The 26117-nt window shown below is 43.3% G+C and carries 21 protein-coding genes and 4 tRNA genes; 10 read left to right on the top strand and 15 right to left on the bottom strand.

Annotated features, from left to right (window positions below):
* The first annotated feature begins 205 nt into the window (after window positions 1-205).
* The 3 genes from rdgB (at window position 206) to JK628_RS06640 (ending at window position 3911) form a co-directional block, all read left to right on the top strand.
* A complete protein-coding gene (gene rdgB, locus JK628_RS06650) occupies window positions 206-805 on the top strand; it encodes an RdgB/HAM1 family non-canonical purine NTP pyrophosphatase (protein WP_202288680.1) in 600 nt (199 codons plus the stop codon).
* The gene (gene hemW / locus JK628_RS06645; protein ID WP_202288679.1) at window positions 805-1941 is read left to right on the top strand and encodes a radical SAM family heme chaperone HemW; all 1137 of its coding nucleotides are present in this window, start codon (window positions 805-807) and stop codon (window positions 1939-1941) included. The genes rdgB and hemW overlap by 1 nt, the downstream gene beginning before the upstream one ends.
* A gap of 125 nt (window positions 1942-2066) precedes the next feature.
* Window positions 2067-3911, top strand: coding sequence for a DUF885 domain-containing protein (locus tag JK628_RS06640; RefSeq protein ID WP_202288678.1), 1845 nt, complete (start codon window positions 2067-2069; stop codon window positions 3909-3911).
* A 564-nt stretch (window positions 3912-4475) separates the two neighbouring features.
* Here the strand turns inward: JK628_RS06640 and JK628_RS06635 are convergent.
* The 5 genes from JK628_RS06635 to trmB form a co-directional block, all read right to left on the bottom strand.
* Window positions 4476-5417: a LysR family transcriptional regulator gene (locus tag JK628_RS06635; protein WP_202288677.1), complete on the bottom strand. Its 942-nt coding sequence runs from the start codon at window positions 5415-5417 to the stop codon at window positions 4476-4478.
* 538 nt (window positions 5418-5955) lie between these two features.
* A complete protein-coding gene (locus JK628_RS06630; protein ID WP_202288675.1) occupies window positions 5956-6777 on the bottom strand; it encodes a YggN family protein in 822 nt (273 codons plus the stop codon).
* A gap of 193 nt (window positions 6778-6970) precedes the next feature.
* A complete protein-coding gene (gene glsB, locus JK628_RS06625) occupies window positions 6971-7885 on the bottom strand; it encodes a glutaminase B (protein ID WP_202288674.1) in 915 nt (304 codons plus the stop codon).
* Entirely contained in the window at window positions 7885-8211 is a 327-nt protein-coding gene (locus JK628_RS06620) for a YggL family protein (RefSeq protein ID WP_202288673.1), read from the bottom strand. Before JK628_RS06620 ends, glsB begins: the two co-directional genes overlap by 1 nt.
* Before the next feature lie 69 nt (window positions 8212-8280).
* Complete coding sequence (gene trmB, locus JK628_RS06615) at window positions 8281-8994, bottom strand: tRNA (guanosine(46)-N7)-methyltransferase TrmB (RefSeq protein WP_202288671.1); 714 nt, start codon at window positions 8992-8994, stop codon at window positions 8281-8283.
* A 265-nt stretch (window positions 8995-9259) separates the two neighbouring features.
* Between trmB and mutY the strand changes: the two genes are divergently transcribed.
* The gene (mutY, locus tag JK628_RS06610; RefSeq protein WP_202288670.1) at window positions 9260-10324 is read left to right on the top strand and encodes an A/G-specific adenine glycosylase; all 1065 of its coding nucleotides are present in this window, start codon (window positions 9260-9262) and stop codon (window positions 10322-10324) included.
* A 2-nt stretch (window positions 10325-10326) separates the two neighbouring features.
* Window positions 10327-10605: an oxidative damage protection protein gene (locus JK628_RS06605; RefSeq protein WP_202288669.1), complete on the top strand. Its 279-nt coding sequence runs from the start codon at window positions 10327-10329 to the stop codon at window positions 10603-10605.
* Window positions 10606-10663: 58 nt separating this feature from the next.
* Here the strand turns inward: JK628_RS06605 and JK628_RS06600 are convergent, their stop codons facing one another.
* Together JK628_RS06600 and JK628_RS06595 are read right to left on the bottom strand one after the other, a co-directional pair.
* The gene (locus JK628_RS06600) at window positions 10664-11239 is read right to left on the bottom strand and encodes a YceI family protein (protein ID WP_202288668.1); all 576 of its coding nucleotides are present in this window, start codon (window positions 11237-11239) and stop codon (window positions 10664-10666) included.
* Window positions 11240-11261: 22 nt separating this feature from the next.
* Window positions 11262-11813 carry a cytochrome b gene (locus JK628_RS06595; RefSeq protein ID WP_202288667.1) on the bottom strand — a complete coding sequence of 184 codons (552 nt, stop codon included), beginning with the start codon at window positions 11811-11813 and terminating at the stop codon, window positions 11262-11264.
* A gap of 379 nt (window positions 11814-12192) precedes the next feature.
* Here JK628_RS06595 and JK628_RS06590 point away from each other — a divergent pair.
* The 4 genes from JK628_RS06590 (at window position 12193) to JK628_RS06575 (ending at window position 12926) form a co-directional block, all read left to right on the top strand.
* Window positions 12193-12268 (top strand) — tRNA-Phe (locus JK628_RS06590).
* 52 nt (window positions 12269-12320) lie between these two features.
* A tRNA-Thr gene (locus JK628_RS06585) sits at window positions 12321-12396 on the top strand.
* A gap of 326 nt (window positions 12397-12722) precedes the next feature.
* Window positions 12723-12798 (top strand) — tRNA-Phe (locus JK628_RS06580).
* A gap of 52 nt (window positions 12799-12850) precedes the next feature.
* A tRNA-Thr gene (locus tag JK628_RS06575) sits at window positions 12851-12926 on the top strand.
* Window positions 12927-14380: 1454 nt separating this feature from the next.
* On the opposite strand, the gene JK628_RS23445 is transcribed toward JK628_RS06575, so the two are convergent.
* The 8 genes from JK628_RS23445 to JK628_RS06540 all read right to left on the bottom strand — a co-directional run bounded on the left by JK628_RS23445 (window position 14381) and on the right by JK628_RS06540 (window position 24808).
* Window positions 14381-14503 carry a hypothetical protein gene (locus tag JK628_RS23445; protein ID WP_272931647.1) on the bottom strand — a complete coding sequence of 41 codons (123 nt, stop codon included), beginning with the start codon at window positions 14501-14503 and terminating at the stop codon, window positions 14381-14383.
* Window positions 14504-14622: 119 nt separating this feature from the next.
* Window positions 14623-15936 (bottom strand): sugar MFS transporter, encoded by a 1314-nt coding sequence (locus JK628_RS06570; protein WP_202288666.1) that lies wholly within the window; start codon window positions 15934-15936, stop codon window positions 14623-14625.
* Between the two features lie 264 nt (window positions 15937-16200).
* Window positions 16201-17364, bottom strand: coding sequence for a transmembrane glucosamine N-acetyltransferase NagX (gene nagX / locus JK628_RS06565; RefSeq protein WP_202288665.1), 1164 nt, complete (start codon window positions 17362-17364; stop codon window positions 16201-16203).
* 120 nt (window positions 17365-17484) lie between these two features.
* A complete protein-coding gene (gene nagA / locus JK628_RS06560; protein WP_202288664.1) occupies window positions 17485-18621 on the bottom strand; it encodes an N-acetylglucosamine-6-phosphate deacetylase in 1137 nt (378 codons plus the stop codon).
* A 50-nt stretch (window positions 18622-18671) separates the two neighbouring features.
* A complete protein-coding gene (nagK, locus tag JK628_RS06555; RefSeq protein ID WP_202288663.1) occupies window positions 18672-19577 on the bottom strand; it encodes an N-acetylglucosamine kinase in 906 nt (301 codons plus the stop codon).
* Window positions 19578-19794: 217 nt separating this feature from the next.
* On the bottom strand, window positions 19795-22458 hold the full coding sequence (locus JK628_RS06550) for a family 20 glycosylhydrolase (RefSeq protein WP_202288662.1): 2664 nt from the start codon (window positions 22456-22458) through the stop codon (window positions 19795-19797).
* Window positions 22459-22484: 26 nt separating this feature from the next.
* Window positions 22485-23972 carry a methyl-accepting chemotaxis protein gene (locus JK628_RS06545; RefSeq protein ID WP_202288660.1) on the bottom strand — a complete coding sequence of 496 codons (1488 nt, stop codon included), beginning with the start codon at window positions 23970-23972 and terminating at the stop codon, window positions 22485-22487.
* Window positions 23972-24808: a transporter substrate-binding domain-containing protein gene (locus tag JK628_RS06540; protein WP_237524217.1), complete on the bottom strand. Its 837-nt coding sequence runs from the start codon at window positions 24806-24808 to the stop codon at window positions 23972-23974. Before JK628_RS06540 ends, JK628_RS06545 begins: the two co-directional genes overlap by 1 nt.
* A gap of 585 nt (window positions 24809-25393) precedes the next feature.
* On the opposite strand from JK628_RS06540, the gene JK628_RS06535 reads away from it, so the two are divergent.
* Complete coding sequence (locus tag JK628_RS06535; protein WP_202288657.1) at window positions 25394-26080, top strand: SapC family protein; 687 nt, start codon at window positions 25394-25396, stop codon at window positions 26078-26080.
* Window positions 26081-26117: the final 37 nt, after the last annotated feature.

Below are 26117 nucleotides of genomic sequence, written 5' to 3'. Positions count from 1 at the left end.
GAGAGATCCCCCATCCTTGAAATAGCACTGCAATGTCGTCGCGATATCCCTAATTAGCCTCCATAACAACTCAAAAGATTAAGCCATTCGCCTCACATTTAAGGTTTGGCTAAGTGAAGATTGAAAATGGCGCTAGCCTTATGGCAATTAACCGTTCGGTTCGCTATTATTGCGGCCATATTTTCAGACACCTTAAAGGTCTCCCATGAATCAAATCGTCCTTGCTAGCGGTAATAAAGGTAAGCTCAAAGAATTTTCCGAACTAATGGCTGATTACGGTGTAGAGATCCTCGCCCAAAGTAATTTCAACGTCTCTGAAGTCGCTGAAACTGGTACCACTTTTGTTGAAAATGCGATTATTAAAGCGCGCCATGCGGCAGAGATTACTGGCCATGCCGCTATCGCCGACGACTCAGGTTTAGAAGTTGATTTTCTGCAAGGAGCTCCAGGGATCTATTCGGCGCGTTATGCTGGCGAAGGTGCCCAAGATCAGCAAAATTACACCAAACTACTTAACGCACTAGATAACCAGTCACAACGCAGTGCTCGTTTTCAGTGTGTATTGGTCTACATGCGTCATGCAAAGGACCCAACCCCCATTATTTGCCAAGCATCTTGGGAGGGCACTATCGGCTTTGAACCACTAGGTGACAACGGCCATGGTTATGACCCTATTTTTATCCCTGCAGAGCATCAATGTAGTGCAGCCGAACTGAGCAGTGATGAAAAGAACCAGTTAAGCCATCGCGGCAAAGCACTGGTTTTACTCATTGATGCGATGAAACAACAAGGTATTTTTAGCTAATGTTAATCCTGCCACCATTAAGCCTATACATTCATATTCCTTGGTGTGTACAGAAATGTCCCTACTGTGATTTTAACTCTCACGGTCAACATGGCGCGTTACCACAAACTGAATATGTAGACGCGCTTATCGCCGACTTGAAACAAGATCTTCATTATGTCCAAGGTCGGCAGCTACACACTATTTTTATTGGTGGCGGCACACCCTCTTTGTTTGATGCGGCGCAAATACAACGTCTTCTCGTTGAAGTTGATAAGCTTATTAAGTTTAAAGACAATATCGAGATCACCATGGAAGCAAACCCAGGTACCTTAGAGCATGATGATTTTATTGCCTACCGCCAAGCCGGGGTCACTCGTTTATCTATTGGAGTGCAGAGCTTTTCCAGTGACAAGCTAAATTTACTCGGTCGCATCCATGATAAGACAGAAGCACAAGTCGCTGCACAAAAAGCAAAAGCATCAGGCTATCAGAGTTTCAATTTAGATCTAATGCACGGCCTACCTAATCAAAGCTTTGATGAGGCATTAGCCGATATAGAAACCGCTGCGGAATTGGCGCCGCCGCATCTGTCTTGGTATCAACTAACTATCGAGCCGAATACCCTGTTTCATTCCAAGCCACCTCAGCTGCCTGATGATGAAAAGCTATGGGAAATTTACCAGCAAGGGCAAAAAAGGCTGGCAGAGCTTGGGTACATACAATACGAAATATCAGCTTATTCGAAAGAGGGCTTCCAATGCCAGCATAACCTTAACTACTGGCAGTTTGGCGACTATTTAGGCATTGGCTGTGGCGCCCACGGAAAAGTTACTCAGTTAGCTGAGAATCAAATTCTGCGTACGGTTAAGATTAAACACCCTAAAGGCTATCTTGCTGCAAATGATTACACCTCTGATGTGACTATCGTGGCAGAGGAAGATAGGCCGCTCGAGTACTTGATGAATCGCTTAAGACTGATGACGCCCATCCCTAAACTTGAATTTGAACAACGCACAGGCTTAGATCGAACAGTATTAACTGCAGGAGTAGAGCTGGCTTGTGGCAAAGGATTAATGACCCAAAGTAGCGAACATTGGCAGTTGACGCCCAAAGGCCATATGTTTGTGAATGACTTATTGTCACAATTCCTATAAACCTTTGAATAAATTAGCTATAACTAAACAAATTGGTTTCACAGAAACATTTACTAACATATATATCAAAACATTAACTTTAGCCTTCTTTAGGATAACAATCATAATTCTAAGGAAGTCTAAAAATGCCAATAAAAACAAAAATCAGTTTCATCGCCCTGTCCCTTTCTTTCTGCTTTAACTCCTCGGTTTATGCAGCGCCAACCGCTGCTAATTACTTGAGTCCAAGTGAAAGCGTCGCTCAAAAAGCCAATAGCGAATCTGAAAAAGCTAACGTACTGTTCGAAAGCATTTTTATGGAAAACGTATTAGCTAGCCCTATATCGCAAACCCATTTAGGGATCAAAACAGATTACGATAAATGGGACGAGATGAGCGACGCAGCAACAGATGCTCAGTTGCTGCGCACCAAGAAACATTTGTCCCAGCTAAAAAAACTCAAAGTTGATAAGCTTGATAGGCAGACAACGCTAAGCTATCAGCTACTAACACAAAAGCTTGAACAAGAGATAAAAGACGATCAATGGCGTTACCATAGCTATCCTGTAAATCAGATGTATGGTGGCCACTCACAGGTTGCTTCCTTGTTAATAAACCAACATCAGATCAGCGATGTAAAAGATGCTAAAGCTTACATTAGCCGTTTAAATGGCGTATCAAAGCGTCTTGAACAACTACAAATAGCATTAGAGGTGCGTGCAGAGAAAGGTATTATCGCCCCTAAATTTGTATTTCCGTATGTCATCTCCGATAGTAAAAACATCGTCAAAGGTGCACCTTTTGATGAAGGCGAAGACAGTGCTCTATGGGCCGACTTTAAACGTAAAGTAGATACTCTGTCGATAAGCTCCGATGAGCAGCAGCAACTGCTCTTTGCTGCAAAAACAGCATTGGTCGATGAGGTTAAGCCGGCGTACGACAAACTTATCAGCTACATGACTAAGCTTGAAACCAAAGCGGATACTCGCGATGGTGCGTGGAAGTTCCCCGACGGTGAAAGCTACTATAACAATGCTTTAGCACGGACCACCACCACAGATATGAGCGCCAATGACATTCATAAACTGGGCCTTTCTGAAGTTGCTCGTATTCACACCGAAATGCGTAGCATTATGAAAAAGGTCAATTTTGAAGGTAGCTTTCAAGAGTTCTTTGCCTTCATGCGTGATGACCAGCAGTTCTATTATACTGATACAGACCAAGGCCGTGAGGCGTACTTACAAGAAGCTATTTCACTCATTGATACCATGAGTAGCCGGCTTGATGAAGTGTTTAAAGTAAAGCCAAAAGCACCAATGATCGTTAAACAGGTCGAAGCATTTAGAGAAAAGTCAGCCGGTAAAGCCTTTTATAACAATCCGTCACCAGATGGCAGCCGCCCTGGCACCTACTACGCAAACCTTTATGACATGAAAGCGATGCCAAAATACCAAATGGAGGCTCTCGCTTATCATGAGGGAACACCTGGTCATCATATGCAGATAGCTATCGCTCAAGAGCTTGAGGGGGTGCCGAAGTTCCGTAAATATGGCGGTTATACCGCTTACATTGAAGGGTGGGGTTTGTATAGCGAGTACTTCCCTAAAGAGATGGGCATGTATGCTGATCCCTATTCTGATTTTGGCCGCTTAGCCATGGAATTGTGGCGCGCATGTCGCCTGGTAGTTGATACTGGTATTCATGCTAAAAAGTGGTCGCGTGAAGACTCGATAAACTACTATGTTTCCAATACACCCAACGCAGAGTCTGACGCCATTAAAATGGTAGAAAGGCATATCGTGATGCCATCACAAGCAACAGCCTATAAAGTCGGCATGTTAAAGCTGCTCGAACTAAGAGCAAAAGCACAAACAGCGCTGGGTGATAAGTTCGATATAAGAGATTTCCATACCGTCGTATTGCAAAACGGTCCGGTTCCACTTGATGTGCTTGAGTCTGAAATAGTGCTGTGGATAGAGAAAAGTAGCTAAACCTACTTGGCCTAGTTGATCCGTAATGCAATTGGTATGACTAATCAACTGACGCAAAAAAAGCCACTAATTATAGTGGCTTTTTTATCTCATCTAGCCTGATAAGCATCATCTATCTGCTTTCAAACTTCTGCTTATATTAGCAAATAACTTGAATTGTAGGGCACTGATAGATTTGAAGCCGTTAACAGAAAAATACCCCGGTAAAAGCCGGGGTAAACCAAAACTAGGATGATGGTTTGAAGGCTAGCATTATTTTAGTTCGTAAACTTCTGCTAGCGTTGAATCAAAACTGCGTTAAGCTGATCTGTATAGCGCAATAAAGAGGGGTCATTCTCAACTCTGCTATAGGACTCAAATCATTTTGAATCAACTGGCTGCAATTGTATTAAATTGAGAACAAACTGCAACCTAAACGTCAAAAACCAGCATTAGCCACGGCTAAATTCGCATAAACTAAACAACACGCATACCAATCTAAACTGCTGATTTCAATAAACTTTAATAGGCACGTTAACGACAAGAAAAAATATTGTTCTAAATAAGAAACAATGTTTCCCATTTTTACTTACGTTTTGCATACAATTCTTTATATGGATCGTCCCAATAAGGTGGGCTACCGATATGATCTTTAATGAAATCGATGAATGCGCTGACCTTTGGTGCTAGGTGTTTACGTCTTGGATATACAGCTTGTAAAGGCAGATGATTGGTCAATTGCCACTCATCAAGAATAGGTACTAGCGTGCCTTGAGCAATTTCATCTTCCAATAAATAACTGGCAAGATAAACCACACCTAAACCACTCACTGCAGCTGTTTTTAGCGCAGGTGCATTATCGACTCTAAAGTTGCCCGATACGCCTATCTCACAATAATCATCGCCTTGCCTAAACTGCCAAACACTATGCTCATGCCATTCACCTTGATAAACAAGGCAGTTGTGATCAACCAGCTGTTCAGGACTATTTGGCATACCATGTTGTTCAATATAAGATGGCGACGCTGCCAGCAAGAACTGACATTTCATAAGCGGCCTAGCAACCATGCCAAGAGGCAACTGCTCTGACATTGTCAGCAACAGATCTAACCCTTCGCTTACAACATCAACCTTGTGATCAAGCAAACTCACTTGCAGCTCTAGCTCCGGGTGTTTTGCCATAAAAGCTGGTAAGGCTGGAATGATGTGCATCGTACCAAAAGATTGTGAAATACCCACTTTCAATACACCACGAGTTGCATCATTTAGGTTATGTACGCTGGCAACAGCTTGGTCTGCATCTCTTAGCAGCTCTTCGCCTTGCGCATAGAGCAGGTGACCAGCCTCTGTTAGGCTTAAACTACGAGTGGTACGCTGAATAAGTTGGACACCAAGCTTGTGCTCAAGATCTGCGACCTGAGTACTCACTTTTGACTTAGATATGCCTAACTTTCGTGCCGCAGAGCTAAAACTGCCCGCTCGAGCTACATGAGTAAAAATCGCGATTGGTTCTAAAAGTTCTAACATGTAAATCGCCTTAAGGTGTTTACGAGAGTAATAGTACTTCCATCGCTAAGATAACCGTCATAATAACAATTTGTTATACAACAATATCTTAAGTGAATATATGTACGCTAGAGTAGAGTTTTGTTATTTAACAAAATAATGAATTTTGCTTTTATTTTGAGGAGTATACCAAAAAAATGTTTAGAACTGATCATATATACCCAACTTACCTGAAAGTGCAGGATTCAATGGGATGGATATAGGTACTTTTGTACTAAGGCTGTTTTCTATCACGGTTGTTTTTGCCGCCGCTTATTAGGCAATTTTACAACAAGGAGACGTTGTGAGCTTCGCTTAGTCAGCTAAACGTCATCACTCAAGCCCTGCATTAGAATCATTACTCTTTAATGGGAAGAAATCGAACGAAAACCCCTGCATAAAGGTGGGATGCAGGGGTTGTTGCAATTTTACGCGGCAACACAAGGATATCTATACAAGGTATGTTCACATCTAAATGACCATATACCCATCCTACTTAATTGAAGATGGGTATAAATGCTTACTCACGCAGTGTTTGGTCTGCTGTCGCTATTAAAGAGTATTTTGCTAACTCTGGAATTTGAGTGTGTAACTCTTTCTCCAATTTCACTAAAGATTTAAAGTTTTCACAGAGCTTTTCCCCACGAACCTCCAGATCCTGTGCTTGCTCTTCCATTTGCAACTCTATATCGTCGCCGATTGAGTCCATCTTTGTTGAAAATGACTCCATTTTTTGTTCAAACGAATCACCTTCACCAGACATCATTTGACTACCCAGCGTCATCATCATGGTGCCAATAGAGTTTTGTACTAACTGCTCCATCTCTTTTTCAAACTCTTCGCCAAATGCATTTTCAAGAGAAGATTCTGTCGCGCCAAGATAAAAGGTGTCACCATTCTGGTAAGCCACATCTTCAATTCGTTCTTGTAAACCATCCATCATCTCATCAATCTTAGCGCCAGTAGCATCACCTAATAGAGGGGTCAATGCCATACTCACTGCCGTCGATGCCATTGCAACCGCGTCATTCACAAGCTCAATAACTTCTGGTACTTGAGCTGAAACCTCATCGGCGTATTGGTTAACTAGTGCTTGCTGTTGTTTGTTTAGCGATACTTGTTCGCCATTGACAAAAAGCTCATTCATTTCAATTCGGTATTGCTCTTTACCGACGTCACTAACAGTTAACTTTTTCGGTTCAACGGTAACATCGTAATTTAACGATACTTCACATTCGTTGTTAAAATGCTTATCTGAGTCTTCATGAGCATTCACTATTTGCAAGCTAGACGCTGACAGTAGTACAGCGGAAACACCAACTGAGGTAAGAAGTCTTTTCATTGCTTTAATCCTTTATCGCTATTTTAATATCATGTTATAGCTAGGATAAAGCACGTAGCGTGCCAAGTAAGGTAAGAGATTGTTATATAGGGATTACTAGGCTAAAAATAACGATGTGAAGATAGTTAACATCAGAGGTAGTTAGCCAATATTACCAACTATTGGCTAAATATCACATGAGCGAGGCGGGGGATTAAAAGATTGAACGCCCAAGCGATTGACAAAGCGCTTCTAGCGCAGCGGTTCCAGCAAGTGAGTTACCATTAGCGTCAAGTTCCGGTGACCATACGCACACTGACATGTCACCTGGAATGACGGCTATAATGCCACCACCTACGCCACTTTTTCCAGGCATACCAACCCGATAAGCAAACTCGCCTGCCCCGTCGTATAAACCCGAAGTGGCTAACAAAGCATTTAGTTGCCGCGTTTGCACCGGCGTAATAAGTTGCTTACCTGCGAGGGTCTTTCCACGGTTAGCAAGGTATAACATTGCCTTAGACAGATCAGCACAACTCATTCTCAAAGAGCAATAATGAAAATAACTTTTAAGAACAGTATTAACATCATTATTGAAGTTACCGAACGACTTCATCAAATAAGCAATTGCGGCATTGCGCGCGCTATGTTGATACTCTGAATTAGCAACGACTTTGTCGTAACCCACTCTGTTGTTATCACTGATTTCACGAACTATCTCTAACATTCGCTGTTTTGGCGCGCCTAACCTACCTTGCAAAAGGTCTGCGATAACCAAGGCACCCGCATTAATAAATGGGTTTCGTGGTAGCCCTTTTTCCAACTCAACTTGTACTAGTGAGTTGAAAGATTGTCCTGATGGCTCTTTGCCGACACGAGACCAAATCTCAAGCTCTTCATAGTGCATTAACGCTAATGTTAGGCTAAATACTTTTGAAATACTTTGAATTGAAAAGGGCTCGAGATAATCTCCAGCCCCAATAGTGACACCATCTCTGGTTGTCACGGCGATACCCAATTTATGAGTATTTACCTCAGCAAGTGCAGGAATGTAGTCTGCTACTTTACCTTTACCTAAAAGAGGCCGTACTTTCTCTACGACCTCCTCAAGTAATGCCAATTCAGGCATTAGCTCCACCAGATATCGTATAGCTCGCCGATTTCAACATTAGCAACAGGTTGGCCTTCGAAGAAGGTTTTAACTGCAGCTCTATCTTCATCTGTACATTTACCGATATCTTGAGTAGCAATGATACCTTCCCACTCTTTGTGTCCGCCACCATGGAAACCAAGGTCTCTAGGTTCGATTATCTCATCGATAAACTGATCAACAATGGCATCAATCTGCTCTTCCGTTACAGACTCATCGAACGTCCAATTGGTATCGAATCCAAACTCTTGAAACTCATCAACGCGTAACTTTTTACGTAAACGACGACTACGATTAGCTGCCATGGTGGAACTCCTCAATTGTGATAAACAAAACTAATTTAAACTAACGGAAACTCACTAGATCGATAACGCTTAAACACGTTCAAACATTAGATCCCAAACGCCATGACCTAAACGGTGACCACGTGCTTCAAATTTTGTTAGTGGACGATGTTCAGGGCGCTCAACAACATCACCTGTCGCTGATTGGTTTTTATACCCTGGCGCACTCTTCATGACTTCTAACATGTGCTCGCTGTAATTTTCCCAATCTGTTGCCAGATGGAACACCCCGCCCACTTTAAGTTTGCTACGGATAAGTTCAGCGAAAGGAGCCTGCACGATTCTACGCTTGTGATGACGCTTCTTATGCCATGGATCTGGGAAGAATAATTGCACCCTTGCCAAACTGGCTTCGGCAATGCTGTTTCCCAGCACTTCAAGTGCATCATGATGATACACGCGAAGGTTAGTGACCCCAGCTTCTGCCGCAACAGATAAACAAGACCCCACACCAGGCTTATGTACTTCAATGCCGATAAAGTTCAATTCTGGAGCCGCTTTAGCCATTTCAACTAATGAAGCGCCCATCCCAAAACCAATCTCAAGCACAGTGTCAGCTTCACGACCAAAAACCTCGACTAAATCGATAGGCTCGGGCGTATAATCTAAACCCATTGCTGGCCACTGCTGTTCCAACGCAGTTGCCTGGCCTTTCGTTAGGCGGCCTTCTCTTAATACAAAGCTTCTTACTTTGCGAAGGTATTTACCCTCTTCATTGAATTCAGCGGTTGTTACGTCGCTCATTTTCGCCCTCGCTTAAGACAGCTATTAATTAAAAAGAAAGGCATTATCCAAAGTTAGACCTTTAGCGCAAGCCCTATTGAGGCAAAATTATACCAATAATCTCAGTTTGTGCGAGTTACAGTGCCTCTTTTACGAAAAATACTCAATTGGAGGACCTATTTAGCACTATTTGGATTGAAAGCGTGCCTATCGAAACAAAACTAAATTCATCATCTATGAACAGCTGCAACTTGTTTAAATATCGACAGGTGGTTACACTGCGCCGATGAAATCTCCCACACTCTTTTCAGACCGAATTATTAGTTGGTACGATCTCCATGGCCGTAAACAGCTCCCTTGGCAACACAATAAAACCCCATATAAAGTATGGATATCAGAGATCATGTTGCAACAAACTCAAGTTGCTACGGTTATTCCCTACTTTGAAAAATTTATGTCTCGCTTTCCAGATATCGATGCTTTGGCGTCAGCCGAACAAGATGAAGTACTGCATCACTGGACAGGCTTAGGGTATTACGCCAGAGCACGTAACCTACACAAGGCATCTCAGCAAATAGTTGAACAGCATAATGGTATTTTCCCGGTCGACTTTGACGATGTATTGGCACTGCCCGGTATTGGTCGCTCAACAGCCGGAGCCATTTTGTCTTTATCGTTGGGGTTAAATCACTCCATTCTTGATGGCAATGTAAAAAGAGTGCTTGCAAGGCACGGCGCTATCGAAGGCTGGCCTGGGAAAAAGCCAGTTGAAGATAAACTTTGGCAGTTAACGCAGCAACTAACTCCCAGCGTAGATATTCAAAAGTATAATCAAGCGATGATGGATATCGGCGCAACGGTATGCACCCGTTCGAAACCAAATTGCCCCGTTTGCCCAGTCGCAATTGACTGCCGGGGTCAGCTAACAGGCCGTCAACTGGATTATCCGGGCAAAAAACCAAAAAAGGTAATTCCAGAAAAGTCAGCATGGCTACTGGTATTAGAGCTAGACAATAGTGTTCATCTACACAAACGCCCGCCGAGTGGCATTTGGGGCGGGCTTTGGTGCTTTGCTCAGTTTTCAACTAAAGCTGAATTAGACGAGCACTTAAGCAATCAAGCTTACGATATTAGTCATCAACAAGAGTTGATAGGGTTTAGACACACCTTTAGCCATTTCCACCTCGATATTCAGCCTGTTTTAGTATCAATAAACAAAATTAGCGATAACCAGATCATGGAACAAGACTCCACGGTCTGGTATAACTTACCTCATCCACCTAAAGTTGGTTTAGCCTCAGCGACTGAGCGGATTCTAGCGAGTTTAGGTTCTGTATTAAATAAGGAGTAATCATGGCTCGCACAGTAAATTGCGTATATTTGAAAAAAGAGGCTGAAGGTTTGGGATTTCAGCTCTACCCAGGTGATTTAGGCAAGCGTATTTTCGACAATGTGAGTAAAGAAGCTTGGACGCTTTGGCAATCAAAGCAAACAATGCTTATCAATGAAAAAAAACTCAACATGATGAATGTCGACGACCGGAAATTTCTAGAGGAGCAGATGGTAAACTTTCTCTTTGAAGGAAAAGATGTCGAAATCGAAGGTTATGTCCCTGAAAAAGACGACGAATAGCTGACAATAAAAAAGCGCCGAGAGGCGCTTTTTTATTGCTGTTGAGCTAGCTAGATCACTACTTACGCACACCTTCCACCACGAGGTTTAAGCTAACGTGAGAAGAAGCAGGGCCCAGATCCATTTTGATATTGTAATCTTTTAGCGCAAATTCAGTACTTCCGGTAAATCCTGCGCGATAACCACCCCAAGGATCACTTCCCTCTCCTATCACTTTCGCATCTATTGCTAAAGGCTTGGTCACCCCGTTTAAAGTGAAATTGCCGTTCAACACAAAATTACCATCGCCTTTATCATCAACCGATGTTGACTCAAAATTCGCAGTTGGGAATTTAGCTGTATTTAAAAAGTCAGGACTACGCAAATGCTTATCTCGCTCTGCGTGATTTGAATCAATACTGCTGGTATTAATGGTCACGTTGACTTTTGCATCAGCAACATCCTTTTTATCAAATGAAAAGTCACCTTCAAACGTATTAAAACGACCGGCAACAAAGCTATAACCTAAATGGCTTACTCTAAACTCTATAGAGGCATGAGCACCTTCGGTGTCGATGACATAATCTGCCGCCTGCGCTGAGCTTGCCATCATCAAAGTCGTAGCCAATGCTGTAGCTAATAAACCCTTTTTCATCGTTAAGTTCTCCATTTTCATATTAGTCGTTTTGAATTTTGATAATTCTGAGTAGTGTTGAATCTTTGTCGATAAAGTGATGCTTCAATGCACCTAATGCATGAATTAGCACTAAACCGATTAAACTGTAAGCCACGTATTGGTGGATCACACCGGCAATATCCGCTTGGTCGTCAATAAATGCGCCAAAGCTGGGTATTTCAAACCAATCAAATACCCATATTCCTCGGCCATCAGCCGTAGAGATTAAGAAACCGCTGAGCATAATGACCAGTAACAGCAGGTACAGAATATTGTGAGTCATATGACCTGCAGTTTTCTCCCAGCCTTTATGGCTTGCCAGACTTGTTGGTTTGGGGGTAAAAAATCGCCACAATATTCTGCTAAGCGTTAGCAGTAACAGTATTAACCCGACACTTTTATGTAGATACGGCGCTGTTTTGTACCATTCACTGTAATAAGTTAAATCCACCATCCAAAACCCAACGGCAAACAGACCAATAACAGCTAATGCGGAGAGCCAATGAAAAAAGATGGCCACTAGGCCGTAAGACTTTTTGGTATTTAAGAGCATCACGCCCCCTGAATTCATAAGATGGGATCATCATACATTCTATTTTCGGATATAAAATCAGCAAATATTGCTCTTTACATTCTATTTTTTAGAACGAAACTAGCTTTAGTTGCATCATTTAGCATTGCAGTTCAATGAAACCTAGCAAACCTGTCATCATTAGCGAGGTTTAAACAGCCTTTAAGATAGCGTTTGTAATGGCAATGATTGTTCATTTTTTTGCAACTGCACACAAACTAAGCGAACAGTCACGCTAAAAACAAAAAGCACTTGCAGGATAAATATCAGCGCTATATTATACGCGCACTCCAAACGACACAGGCTTTCAAAGCTTAGTTTGAAGTAGCAAATCTAACGCTTATATTTATATAGCTTAGTTGCCCGAATAGCTCAGTCGGTAGAGCAGAGGATTGAAAATCCTCGTGTCCCTGGTTCGATTCCGGGTTCGGGCACCAACATTTTATAATGAGTTTTTCTGTGTAGGCAGTTAACTTGTTAGCAAGATAAGCCGGCATAGCTCAGTTGGTAGAGCAACTGACTTGTAATCAGTAGGTCCCGAGTTCGACTCTTGGTGCCGGCACCATAAAAACAAAAAAGCCACTCATTAGAGTGGCTTTTTTGTATCTGAATTTATCTACTTCCGCTCTATCCAAATCCCCTCAATCAAAATATCTAGCGTTGTTAAATCACCACCAGCCCCAACATGGTTTTTTTCTATACGTATAAAACAGCTAGATAATGCTTTATCACGATTAATTTGTTTATACGGCTATTTGTTAGCCTGTTATCGAAAAAAGCACTTGCGTGATGTAGAGCATCGCTATAATATACGCGCACTCCAAACGACACGGGCTTTCAAAGCTTAGTTTGAAGTAGCAAATCTAACGCTTATATTTATATAGCTTAGTTGCCCGAATAGCTCAGTCGGTAGAGCAGAGGATTGAAAATCCTCGTGTCCCTGGTTCGATTCCGGGTTCGGGCACCAACATTTTATAATGAGTTTTTCTGTGTAGACAGTTAACTTGTTAGCAAGATAAGCCGGCATAGCTCAGTTGGTAGAGCAACTGACTTGTAATCAGTAGGTCCCGAGTTCGACTCTTGGTGCCGGCACCATAAAAACAAAAAAGCCACTCATTAGAGTGGCTTTTTTGTATCTATCGGTTTCAAATCGAACCAGCTTTGCCCCCCTCTTTGGTTGATGCTAACTTACTTTTTCCCCAAAACGCTTTAGTAAGCTATTAGTTTTATCAAGCTACGCTTTCATTTTCATAAAAAGATAGGTCGTGGCGCTTGTCCCATTCTTGTAATCAAGAGTAGAGCCAAGGAGTAAAGCGTTTGCGCCCGCTCTTAACTCAATAAGAGTCAATCCCACAGCGCCCCGGCGAAATTTAAAAAACAAAATTCTAACGGGGGAGATTGGCGTGTTCTGCTGGCTATGCGGGTTAGTGACTTATATGGTTTTAAATTTAAAACGCAGATGCTGAGAGTTTGCGCTTTTCGAAACCAGTGTAGATGAGGCTGAGGCCGTCGATGGCATGGACGCCATCGTAGAGCACTCAGGGACCCTTTCTTTTATAAAGAGTTCCCGGCGAGTCTCAGCTGCGTCTGCACATACGCCTGCCGCAGGCAATTGGAACCATTTTGGCTTAAAGGTAACTCCCTTTTGCCCCAAAGTTGGTTAGGTTTATCAAGCTTCGCTTTCATTTTCATAAAAAGAAAGGTCGTGGCGCTTCGCCCACACCCGAGCCAAGGGGCAAAGCGCTTGCGCCCCTTGACAATCCCTCAGCGCCCCGGCGAAATTTCTGAGAAACGAAACTTCCAACGGGGGAGATTATATTCTGCAATTTAGGTTATATGCCTTTAAGCAAAGGCGTTTACTGAAAGTTACGATTTCTAACTGCAGAATTTAATACGCGAATGCTAGATGATCGCGCTTTTCGAAACCAGTGTAGATGAGGCAGAGGCCTTCGGTTTCAGGGATGAAACCGTAGAGCCTTCAGGGACGAACTTGCTGCGTGCCTCAGCAGCGTCTGCACATACGCCTGCCGCAGACAATTGGAACCACCTTTGCTAGAAGGTAACTCGTTTATGTCCAGAATCGTGTCAGGCGCTACATTGAACTTGCTGGCAGAGCGTGTGCTGTGGGGCGTGCAAGCTTCTAAATCATGGATGATTTAGCAGAGCCTACTTGGACGTACTTGTGGCGGCTTGCTAGGACACAGGGCGCATGGTCTGCAATTTCAATATGGCCTGATAATTTCAGACTTAAAGGCACTGGGATCCAGCCCAGAAGCTTCACTCGGCAATTGCTCCCTGCATTGCTCCACCTCCTGAACCTGATCTACACGGACGTAGGAAATGCCATTGTTGTTGGAACTATCAACGGCCATTCAGTCGCGGAATGACGAATCTGGCTCAGATGTTAGACGTTAACTAGCACGTTTCTGTCCAGTAATGAGTTAGCGACTACAAAGGGTCTACTGGCTACTCACCTGAGTTGGGCTGTGCAAGCTTCTAAATCATGGATGATTTAGCAGAGCCTATAGGGATATATTCACGGCGACTTGCTAAGGCTCAATCAAGGTGAGTAGCATCGAAAGCAGCTTAAGGTTCTTTACACCCGCCCACTTATCCCCCACATGAATGAGTAAAAACAGTCCTTTCAGTATACAAAAATGAGCAGCTAACATCACGACTCCCTCGCCCTGCTCTTGTGCTAACCATTGCTTAACCTAATACGCAACCCACAAAAAAGGAGCCTATATGGCCCCTTAAATTGATATCGCAGCGATGAACTACTAATTACCGGCTACCAGCTGCGCATCTTATGGCCTTTGAGGGCGTAGAATAAGATGAACAGGTAACAAGGCAGACATACCCAGTAAGCTAACTGAGTATTCTCAGCAAAGTGAGCCACCTTACCGAATATCAATGGCAGGATCGCGCCACCCGAGATCCCCATAATTAACAGCGCTGAACCTTGCGCGGTATACTTTCCTAAACCTTCGAGCGCTAACGGCCAAATCGATGGCCACACTAATGCATGAGCAAGTCCCATCATAGCAACGAAAGTCACGGTATTAGGGATAACAGGTATGCCACTCCAGCCCCATAGAATGTCGGCAATAAGCGTGCTCTCTGCAGAGCTAGTTGTAGCGCCAATAACACACAAAATGCCCGCTATTGCTGAACCTAACAAAGCCTTTTCCTGACTGATGAATCGCGGAATACATGTTACGCCAATAATGTAACCCAGCACCATGAACACCATAGTGTATGACGTTAATGAAGCGAAGTTATTCACTCCAAGACTGGCGCCATACAATCCAATAGTATCACCCGCAATCACCTCAACACCGACATAAGCAAACAGCGCAACTGCACCTAGGATAACTTGTGGGAAATGAGTAATGCTGCCTTTGGTTTGATGATCATCTGCCGCTTCAAACTCTAATTCAGGCAGTGATGAAAACTTAACTAATCCGATCAAAAATGTCAGCGCTACCGCCATATAAATATAGGGAGTGACCAGTCTTGATGACAGTTCATTGATTTGAGCTGTTCGCTCAACTTCAGTTAACGCTGCTAAATGCTCAGCGGTAAAGTTCTCAAAACCAGATAAAACTAATGCAGTGAACAAAATCGGCACGATGACGCCGGCGCCCTTGTTAATCAAGCCCATGATGCTAATACGCATCGCAGCACTTTCTTTAGGACCAATATGCACAACATAAGGGTTAGAAGCGGTTTGTAAGATAGTTAATCCGGTACCTAATACAAACAGCGCACCTAAAAATAGAATAAAGTTGGCACTCTGGGCTGCAGGTATAAACAACAAGGAACCCACAACCATGATAGCAAGGCCGATTGCCATGCCGTTTTTATAACCCGTTTTTTTCAGTATCGATGACATAGGTAATGCCATCACGGTATAAGCAATATAAAAAGCAAACGTGACAAATAACGCTTGGAATTCATTGAGTTCACAGATGATTTTAAGGAAGGGGATCAAAGAGCCGTTAAGCCATGTCACAAATCCAAAGATAAAAAAGAGCACACCTATAATGGTCATAGGCAGAAAACTGCTCTTAGGGCTAACCTGAGCCTGAGTCGTTGCTGTCATGTATTTAAACCTGCTTCTTATAGTAATTAATTTTATGATAACAGACTGACCTGCTACCCCATCCTTCATTATATTGACTTGCTAACAACAGATTTAAATCTGTTTTTATCAGCTATACCCAAAGCTTTTGTTTCATTGATGTTAAAACATTGCGACCAAAAAGACAACGCTGTCATTTGTATCATTTAGCGATTTTAATTCGTCGAGCTTTATCGCACTATCTAAGAGCAGCTCACCTGCATTGGTCAGAGAAACTACAGAGACTTAAACCTTGATGAAAATGGAGCGTTGATACATCCAATAAAGCACCAGCCACTGCACTAGCAATAACGTTATCACAGCAATAAAGCTTTGAGCCGAAAGTGGGAACCATTTGATAACCCCGCCAAATAAGCTCTCAGCGGTATACTTCCAATTCACAATACTCGTTGCTAGGTAGATAACAATCGCATTACAGCCGATCACAATAAACGGAAATGCCCAGCGGCTAAACTTCATCGCATCGATAACTGCATAAAATAGTGCCAGTAATAACAAACTCCAACCAGAGGTGACTAGTACAAAACTGCTGGTCCACAATGTTTTATTAACGGGAATGATAGGTGATAGTAACCAACCAACGATTAGCAGCACTAGCCCAAGCAAGCTCATAATAGCAACTTTGTACCACTCCCCTTTCACGTGGGGCTTAACAATAAAGTGACCAACGAACACACCGATTAATCCGTTAACGACGGCGGGAATGGTCGACAAAATACCTTCAGGATCTACCGCGGCGTTCTGATAAGTGACTCCAGGCAAAAATAAGCTGTCTACAGCAGCATTTATCGATCCTGTAGCACTAAAAGCCCCCGATTTATCTAAGGTAATCAATGGAAAAAGTTGTAGTAATCCATAAGCTATCAAAATAGCAGCAGCGCTAATAATTTGGGTTCTCAGGCTGGTATGCCATACCAAAAGTGCACAGAAGAACCAGGCAAAGGCAATGCGCCCTAAGACACTGGCATAGCGAATATCACCCGTCGCCATAGGAGCGCCGCCCCCCCATCCGTGGTTATAGATGACGCCTAGCAACAGCAATAACAGCAGCCGTTTTACTGCGTGCTGATAACGGGCCATACGCTCATTCATTGGCAGTTTATCTAACCGTTTTGGTGATAACCCAAGTGCTACACCGGATAAGAAGATAAACAACGGAAAGATTAGATCGTAAAATGTGAAGCCATGCCAAGGGCTATGATGCATCTGCTTATTGAACCAATGAAAGCCGCCCCAACTTGTTAATACAAGCAGCGCCGCAAATATTGCTTCGCCTCCTAAGATCCAAAACATATCGAACCCACGAAGAGCATCTAGTGATTTAAGTCTTATTCTAGGCTGCTTTGGATTTGAATCCCCCTGGGTCTTAGTATTTATTATTGTTGTCATGAGTAACACTCTTTAAGCAAATAGCTGCAGTATTTCAACTTCAACAGCTAACCAATAGATAACAAAAAACCTCGATAGCCAAAGCTACAGAGGTTTAGATAGAAAATTAACATAACCTTATTACAACGCTGAGTAGATTAATTGCCCAGCGATATAGGTTTGCTGCACTTTATACTCATCAGTCATCAACACCATGTCGGCTCGCTTGCCAACGTCTAGGGAGCCAAAATTCTTGTCTATTCCTAAAAATGCAGCTGGATACATAGAAGCCATTCGTATCGCCTCCTCTGCAGATAATCCAAGCATAGAAACGGTATTTTTAACTGCTCCGGCCATATCGAGTACACAGCCAGCTAACTCCCCAGTTACTGCGTTGAGTCGATCGCCGACACGTAAAACCTGAGTGCCAAACAACTCAAAGCTCACCGCGTCATCGAGCCCAACTGGGGGCATAGCATCGGTGACCAGCATGACTTTTCCTTGCGGCTTGGCATTAATTGCCACTTTGGCTGCTGCAGGGTGTACATGATGACCATCTACAATAAGCCCACACCAACTGTCACGACTCTCGAGTGCAGCACCAACCATACCAGGGCTGCGAGAACCAAAAGCAGACATCGCATTAAAGAGATGAGTAAAACCCGTCGCACCAGCATCTAACGCCGCTTTGACGGTATCATAGTCGGCATTAGAGTGGCCTAAACACACCTTTACGTCCGCCTGAACTAGTGCAGAAATGACTTCTGCAGAGACATTTTCAGGGGCGAGAGTGACGACCTTGATCCCTAAGTCCTGGCGGCTAAAGACCGCTAACTCAGCATCTGAAATTCGTCTTATCTGTGGCTCGGGATGAACCCCCTTCTTCGGCACCGACAGATGTGGCCCTTCAAAGTGCACTCCCAATACTCCAGCACTTCCTGACGCTATAGCATCAGCAACTGCATCAGCAGCATGTTGCATAACACTCACATTGTCGGTTATCAGCGTCGGCAAGTAAGCTGTAGTACCAAACTTAGCATGGGCAAGACCAATAGCTTCGATACCTTGACGACTCGGTGTTGCATTAAACAACACCCCGCCACCGCCATTTACTTGGACATCGATAAAGCCTGGGCAAATAGTCCCAGCAACTCTGGACTCATTCGCACCTTGCGTAGTATCAAAGGCAAGAATATGGCCGTCTTCGAAGGTAACAGGTAGATCATGATGGAACTGCTGACCATCAAAAATACGGTCTGCTATTAATGTTTGCTTCATTTCGAACTCACTCTATATATTGACGGTACACTCGACGTAGTCAAACTAGCTTATTTTGCCTTTTTCTTAGCATTCTGTTGCTGGGCATAAAATGCTGCGCCCCATTCAGGAGGTCTTAATGTCGGAGATATTCTCGCAGTAACATCGTCATCCAACCATGGCGCTAACGGTTCAGCCAGCCCGCCAATCATTGAAAAACGTGGCGGCTCAATGACGAAAAGCTTTCTTGCTAGCTCGCTTATATACCCCGCACCCTCGCGCACTATATCTTGTGCGACACCATCTTTAAGCTGAGCCGACTCAAATACCATACGCGCCAATTTTGCATAAGTGCTTGAAGATTGGCCCGCCAAGTTCTCAACAATCCCCATAGCACTGTTCACATTGAAATGGGTAAATAATCGCTCTGTGAGTATGGTTTTCTCGCCGAAACCATCCAAGTCTAACAGCGCATGTTCACTGGCTTTTTGCCCGAGCCAAGCGCCACTACCTTTGTCACCTAAACCAAAACCATGGCCGCCTAAGGAAAGCTCTTTACCTGCAACATGAGCATAGCCACAAGACCCTGTTCCAGTGATGATCACCGCACCATCGCCACCTTCGTGTGCGCCGATACACGCAGTATGCAGATCTGTCGTTAGATACATACAAGCAAATGGGTGCTGCCAGTTCATCACATCTTGGAACAATCTCGATACGTTAACGCCAGCTAAGCCCACTCCCGCAACTAAACGGCTACCGTCTGTACTTTTAAGCCCTGCATCAGCCAACGCCAAATGAGTCGACTCTTCAATAGATTGGAATGTCTGTGCTAAACCATGTAGCGGATTGGCACGCCCTGCAACGCCCGTTCCCACAATGCTGAAATCACTCGTATATATGGTTGCGCGACACTTACTGCCACCACCATCAATACCTATATACAAGGATGCTTCTTTCGCCTGGCCTATGCCCATGACAAACCTCTTTATCGTTCTAATATTTAGTGTTGAGCTGGTAAACTTAACTAAGAAAGCCACTAAGTTAACTGTATGTTACAACAATAATGACAGCGTTGTCATTTGTTTTTTAATAATGCTTTTAAACAAAAATAAATGCAGTAACACCTGTTAGTTACCGCATTTAATCTAAGTAAATACTTACACCAAGATCCAATTCAGTGTAATGAGAGCGCTATTGCACTCTTAATGTTCGTCCTTTTCGAAGCCCGTCTGCTGCGATTGCACGAACATCGACATTACCTGTAACAAGCGTGCCCGCTTTATAAATCTGCCAATCACCGCCATTGACGCGATACTCTATCAATAGTCCAGGATAGATTAGATTTGCGTATAGCTTGCCCTCTTCTATAACAGCACCTACCGTTGGCACTCGGTAACTAATGCCTGCTTTATCTAGCTTTATCAATTCTTTGTGCCCTAAAGTATTTGCAATTGCTTGCCACTCTAGTAATTGCTGCTCACGCATCTTTTCTGTAAACATGCCGCTCTGTTGGTTATATATCGCGCCCTGATATTGATATGGCACCTCCCAACTAGGCTTATGCCATGCTCGCTCGGCTAACATTAGTACTCGTGGGAACATCAAGTATTCAGCCGTCTCATCACTGCGAACAGTTTCACTCCAGAGCTGTCCTTGAATACCACTAAATTTAGCCGATTTAGCCAGAGGACCGCTCAGCAAGTTGCCTTGGTCATCACGCTTAACCGTATCATCAGCTTCAAATGGGAGCCCTTCAATATCAACCCACTGCTCAGCGTTTGCGGGCAGGTTACCAGTCATAAAACTGTGTACGTGCTTGCTGTTGTTATGCCTAATTCCCCAATAATATCCGTGCTCCTTAGGATCGGCCTCATAGGGGAAATCAAAGTAGAGTACCTCTGGTTGACTTAGCACAGCCTGCCAGCCTAAGTTCGCTTGCTGATGAGCGCGTTTGTGGCCTGCGTGGGCGACGATATCCCAGATATTAGACTGCACTTTTTTTGGCATGTTCTCAGGACGGGTGTGGCTCATACCGTCGCTCCAGCCAGCAGCTTCAATGCCTTTATCTGCCAACATTTGTGAGGTGCGCTCGATGAAATATGCTCCGAGTTCGCTGCTATCCTTAACCCCTCTATCATTATTCGCGATAAAAGCTTTACACATAGGAGATTCAAGCCAAGCACCCGCGGTTTCATCAGCACCTATGTGGTAAAGCGAAAGTGGCACGCCTGCGGCTTTATGGAGTGCCGCAATTTCATCGATGACTTTATCGATAAAGGTAAACGTAGACTCCATACACACATTCAAAGTGTTGTCGTCATAATACTGCACCGATGAATAAATTGTTTTGTCGTTACTATCGGATAGCAAATACTGCTCAGCTTCGGCGGTTAAACCTTGCTTTAGCAGTTTACGGTAACGCGCTTCCATGGACTTGATTGCCGCTCTAGAATGACCCGGCATGTCCATAGATGGAATGACTTGAATTTGACGTTTGTCTGCATATTGCAATATTTCGATATAGTCAGCTTTGCTGTAGTAGCCATTGACCTTTACATCACTAAAAGGGCCGCTTCCAAGCTGAGGTAACAGACAGCTGTCCTCTGACAAATCATGGCAGCGTTTACTACCAACGTCAGTAAGCTCTTCGAGTCCTTCTATCTCTAATCGCCAACCTTCATCGTCAGCCATATGTAAGTGCAGTTTATTTAACTTATAAGCAGCCATTTGATCTAATAGATCTAATATCAACTGCTTACTATGGAAGTTTCGAGCGACATCAATATGCATTCCGCGGAAATTATAGCGGGGAGAATCTTGCACGGACATTGAATTTACCGCTAATGTTTCAACGTCAACCAGTGATGTTAACGATGCCAAACCATAAGAAAACCCAGCAGCGTCATTAGCCGAAACGGTTATTTTCTGTGAACTAATATCTAGATGATAGCTACCCGCTACACCTTCGAGCGATAATGGTAACAATGAAACCGAGATCCCGTCATCTGATTCAACCACACCGAGCCGTGCTAGACGTTTCAATGCTGCCGCAACAGACTCCGGATTAACCTTGTTATAGGCTAACTTAACCCCATTCTTGAGCGATGCTTGCTTAGCGTTGCTCTTCACCTCAACCAACGTCGGCGTCGGTATAATACGGTTTTCAGCCAGTTTAGGGCTTATTTGCGTTGACAAGTTATTACGATATAAAACACTTGAGGTTGCCCACTCTACTTTATCGGTTTCGGTGCGCTTATACTGCTTTTTAGCATCGGTAAAATCCGCGGCATAGGGACGAAGCTCTATCCCTGTGTCGCTATCAATTTTAACCTGGGTACTGTCAATCAATACTGGCTCGGAGTCGTTAGCAACGATATAGTAATTAGGCATTGCATCGGTTTCTGCCAACTGCCAATTATCACCTCTAAAACGAATGGTTTTAGTCTCTCCTTTAAGCAATCCTTTAAAGCCAATTGCAGGCTCAATTTTGTGTAGGTCACCTTTAACACGGGAAATAGTAAATTCATCGCCTTCAATCGATTGAACAGGCCTCATCTGAGAATAGTAAATAGCCCAATCTTTAGAGGTGATATCAACAGGAAAGGTTAGTTCGATTTCTGCCACAAAACACCTGCCATCCGCTGAATCTTCATCGCAATTTTCATCAGCAACGTTAGTAACCACTCGATAATTTACCGCGAGTTGTTGACCAATACGATTCAACTTTTCTTGAGTGAGTACAGTGGGGGATATCTCTTGGACGTCCTTAGCCGCAGTTGATTCAACATCCTTTTGAGAACACGCGCTCGTCACCAATACTAGGCTAACGGCCGCTACAATTAATCTTTTTTTCATTACTAGCCTCATTTCCATATTCTTTTTTATAGGTGGAACGATTTAACCAAGTCGCGTAATTTCTCCCCCTGGTGAAATAAACGATCACTTGATTTTGCAAGTTTTTCACTGTCTATTGAAGCTGAGCCTGATACAGCAACAAGCTCATCTAAGCTTCTTGAGATCCCTGCGGTTACCTCAGTTTGTTCTTTAGCTGAACTGGCAACGTCCAAATTCATATTGCTGATATTAGATACAATTTCCGTTACCTTACCTAGTAAAAGTTTTATCTCTTTAGAATGAGTTAACGCATCGCTAGATAAGCTCTGACTAGACTGCATCACAGTCACAGTCTCTTTAACACGATGTTGTACCAATTGGATCATCTTCTGGATCTCTCCAGTCGCCTGCTGAGTGCGGCTTGCTAACGTTCTCACTTCATCAGCAACAACCGCAAACCCCCTTCCCTGCTCGCCAGCCCTTGCAGCTTCAATAGCAGCATTAAGAGCCAGTAAATTAGTCTGCTCGGCAATAGCGTTGATCACGACTACCACTTCATCAATTTTCTGAGTCTCTTGCTGTAACTGCTCGACCGATGACGCAGATAGCGTTAACTCGTTGGCTAGGCGGTCAGTAAGTGCTAACCCAGCATCAAACTGAGCTTGGCTGTGCTCGACCTCTTGATCAGCTCTAGAAGCTTCATCAGCCGTTGACTTGGCGCTATTTGCCACCTCAAAAGCACTGCCGCTTAACTGGGTAATAGCCGTTACTGCAGCTTCAGCATCGACCAATTGCGACTGTACTCGCTGATTATTGGTGTTTGACAGCGTATCTAATGCAGTGGCGTCGGCTAAAATCTGCTCAGAGGTTTCACTCACTTTAGTAATGGTGCCATGGATCTGCGCTATGAATTGATTAAAGGCTAAAGCTAACCGACCAATCTCGTCTTGGCTCTGTACAGGAAGTTTACGGCTTAAGTCACCATCACCAGTCGCAATATCATTCATTGCCTCAACAACGTGCGCTAAGGGTACAATCACTAGCACTCGCAAAATATAAAATATCGCCACGACACTGAACACTAGAATGAGTAGCGCCATAGCAATGTAGGTCGTCATTAATTCATTCATTGCCGTATGGATAGGTACAGCGGAAAACTCAATCGATAACTGGCCTGTCGCTTTGCCGTTATCGGTAAATTTAATACTGTGATCTAAAAGCTCACTCGTATCGACGATAAATGTCTGCCTAGTCTCAGCCATCGTTTTTCCGCGGTGATCAAGGACTGAGATAGCGTAAATTTTGCTGGATTTAAGCGATGTAGAAAGAGCCGCACTGATTTGTTCAAAATCGTAGTTAAATATTGGTTGTGCTAGGGTCACTTCGAGATTTGCCAAGGTGTTTAATTGGTAATCGACAAATTGCTGCTCAAGCTTAGATTTCTCAAGCAAATATGCACTGCTAAAGAGAATCGTCACCACGATAAATAACGCCGAAGCTAAACCGATTAATACTCGGGTCGACAAAGATATCATTACAAGGCTCCTTCGATACTAAATAGATCTAACCAAAGTTCCGACCGAGAGATTGGAGTTAGTGAGCTTAACCCTGGTGTTTGCAAACGAATAATGGCCCGTTGCTCAAAATGAGCTTTAGCATAAAGCTCATCTATCTTAAGGTGCTGCTTAAACAACCTGTCAAAACTGCCATCTCTAACCATTAGTTCTAACCCCTTTAATAGATCTCTCGCCAGTTGTGGTTGCTGTGGAGAAACAAAAAAATAGGCCGGTGAGCGATACTGTAGTAACACGCGCTCATCCACTTTTAAGCTAGGATCTGGGTGTTTGTCTAATTCCCCCCAAATCTCTTGCGCCCCAAGAGCTAAATAGTCGAAGCGTCCACCTTCAAGCATCGGGTACAAGTTTTTATATTTATAGGTAGTGACAATAGGAAGACCTGCAGAGCGAATGATATCCGCATCGGGCCAATAATGGTTTTGACCTGCTGTGAATCGTTCAAAGTCCACTTGATTACTGACACGATTGAAATCCATTTGGGACTGCTTACGAATAATGAGCAGTCGATTACCAAGTAAACCTTTAAAGATAGGGATCCGAATAGGCAAGACTTGCTCTTCAAGCTCAGCGGAAGTCATGCTCCAAAACACATCAACATTACCCGCCAGTGACTCCTCTACTTTACGCTTTTGATTCATTTCGGTAGTTATAGTCTTGGAGTGATACTGGCTATCAATTCGCTTTAACGCGGTTTCCATTAGTGTTAATTGCCAGCCTTGAGGAATGGTTGTTACCACTGCACGCGCAGACGCTTTGCTAATCATAAGCATTGCACTCGTTAGCAGTATTAACATAACAGCTGTTTTGTTCATATTAGCCACTCCATTGATGGCCTAATCATGGCTACGATAGCCGACGTTAGGTTAGAGCTATTTTTTATTATCTAATGATTAAAACAGGTCGAGTCCCTGTAGAAAAAAATGGCCGAGTACTTATCAAGCACTCGGCCTACACTAGTTTCTGGGGAGAGACTATAGGAATAACAAACACAATTTGTTTGTTAAAAAAACACGAATTAGGAGACCTCATCCTATCCATGCAGACCTTACAAACAACGGTCACACAAGCAGATGACAACGCTGTCATTCACAAACATACACAAGAGGGAACAAGATATCTACATTTTTATGACAATTATTTTTATCCGTATCGAAGATATAAAATGGTAAAAAACGATCCTCCTTATGCCTAGCAGCTTTTACGACAAGACTGGCAGTTTAAAGTAATGACAACGCTGTCCAAAATGAGTAACATCTTGGACACATCTAAATAATGTTTCAGATGGTAACTAATTTGCGAAGTGTTTTTTACAAGCCGTTTTAAATCGGCCTCACCCAGCATAGAAAATAAAAAATATCATCAAAATTAAGGAATTAGAAATGGAAGCTAAATACGTCGCTTTGAATAATAAAGAACATAAAAACGTTCGTATAAAAGACGTTCAAAACTTTGAAGAGTTTAGCAAGGAGCATATGGCTCCATTGATGGTGCAAGAATTTATGCCGGCTGCAGCTTCTTTTCCCATTATTTTCACCAAGGATCCCAACTCAGGCGTTTTTAAAGCGGTCGCTTTGTTTGCACTAAAGCCGGAGGCAAACCAATTTGTAAATAAAGGCCAGTGGACTGCTCGTTATGTCCCAATGGTTTTAAGAGGGCAACCTTTTATTGCTAGAGAAAATGAACAGCAAAGCGTAATGATCGGTTTTAATAGCAATTCATCCCTTGTAAATACCACTGAAGGCCACCGTCTATTCGATGATAATGGCGAACAGACGGATTATCTAAAGCAACAGGTCTCTTTCATGGGTAAATTGGCTGAATGTCATCATATAACAGCACATTTTATCAAACAGTTAACTGACAATGAGCTTTTACAGCAAAAAGTACTAACCATTAAAGGCACTGACGGCAAAGATCATAAAATTCAAGGTATCTATACCGTTGATGAAGAACGCCTTAAAAACCTCGCTGATGACAAGTTGTTAATGTTTGCTAAGCAAGGGGTTTATGGTCCTATCTACGCTCACCTTTCCTCTTTGGGGCAGGTTGATTTACTAATGAAGTAACAAGATAGGGTATCTATTTCAGCGTATTTTTAGACTG

The sequence above is a fragment of the Shewanella sp. KX20019 genome (assembly GCF_016757755.1).
Classification (GTDB): domain Bacteria; phylum Pseudomonadota; class Gammaproteobacteria; order Enterobacterales; family Shewanellaceae; genus Shewanella.
Note: the sequence above shows the minus strand (reverse complement) of the source record. Positions and strands in the feature narration are given on the sequence as shown.